Origin of the sequence: Actimicrobium sp. CCI2.3, from assembly GCF_035019065.1 — a bacterium.
Classification (GTDB): domain Bacteria; phylum Pseudomonadota; class Gammaproteobacteria; order Burkholderiales; family Burkholderiaceae_D; genus Actimicrobium.
Window position 1 is genome coordinate 1 of record NZ_JASJWR010000081.1, and the last position, 1,208, is coordinate 1,208.

The window sequence follows — 1,208 nt, forward strand, 5'->3', positions numbered from 1 at the left end:
GGAACCACTGAATAAAGCCGAATCCAAGAATGGAAATGGCTGACTACGCTTCCAGCAAATTTTATTTTCGAAAAAGTGGAGGAGAAACCAAAATTACGGGCTAAAAATCGAACAACCGATGCCCCTTTTATCCTGTTTTCACGCAGTAGACAGAGCTTGGGCCTGCCGGTTCAAAAGCTTGTTTTTTGCTATGACAAGATTTCCCAGGCCGAACAACATAAAGACGTGCGCCGTGTTTTTTGGCAGTCCCTTGTAGCGGGTTTTGCGATGACGAAAGAGGTTTTTTATCACATGAAATGGATGCTCGACCTTCGCTCGGATGCTCGCCTTGGCATGCTCCAATTCGTCGAGAATGGCGCGCAATGGCCGCTTCTCGTTGACCTTCTTGATCGTGCCGCGCTTGGCAGCAATCTGCCAGTTCGCCTTCACGTCGTTCATTTCTTCGCGCTTTGCTACACCGGTGTAGCCCGCATCGGCAAACACCGTTTCTTCGTCGCCGTGCAGCAGTGCTGCCGTTTCAACGATGTCGGCCACGTTCGCCGCCGTAGTGGTCACGCTGTGCACCAAGCCACTCTCGGCATCGACGCCGATATGCGCTTTCATACCGAAGTACCACTGGTTGCCTTTCTTCGTCTGGTGCATATCGGCATCACGCTTGTGCTCAACGTTCTTCGTCGAGGGTGGCGCATTGATGATCGTGGCGTCAACAATGGTTCCCGAGCGCATCACCAGGCCCTTCTCGGTCAGCGTAGCGTTGATGGCGATGAACATACGCTGGGTCAGCTCATTGGTCTCCAGCAAGCGCCGGAATTTCAGCAACGTCGTCGCATCCGGTGCCGACTCCCGCGCCAGATCCACTCCGACAAACGCACGCACGGCCTGACTATCGTAGATCGCATCTTCGACCGCTTCATCAGACAGGCTGTACCACTGCTGAATGAAGTACACGCGCAGCATTCGCGACAAACCGATCGGCGGGCGACCACGCATGCCGGTCGGATAGACCGGCGCAATGACTGCCTCAAGCTCAGCCCAAGGCACGACTTGCTCCATGTCCGCCAGAAACTGCTCGCGGCGCGTGATGCGCTTCTTCGCGGAAAATTCGGCACTCGAAAAACTGGTTTGCTTCATCACCATTGCGGTCTCATTAAAATTGAACGTCAGCAGAATTTTAACGCCAAAAATCAGGCGATTAAATCAGCGTTTCC

The 1,208-nt window shown here is 53.6% G+C and carries 1 protein-coding gene; it reads right to left on the reverse strand.

Features of this window, described 5'->3' with window-relative positions; genetic code table 11:
* Positions 1-138: 138 nt before the first annotated feature.
* Entirely contained in the window at positions 139-1,131 is a 993-nt protein-coding gene (locus QN370_RS20520) for an IS5 family transposase (RefSeq protein ID WP_322127181.1), read from the reverse strand.
* Between the last annotated feature and the right edge of the window lie 77 nt (positions 1,132-1,208).

Excerpts from the sequence above, each read along its gene's own strand:
- QN370_RS20520 (WP_322127181.1), bottom strand. The coding sequence starts at position 1,131 with ATGAAGCAAACCAGTTTTTCGAGTGCCGAATTTTCCGCGAAGAAGCGC.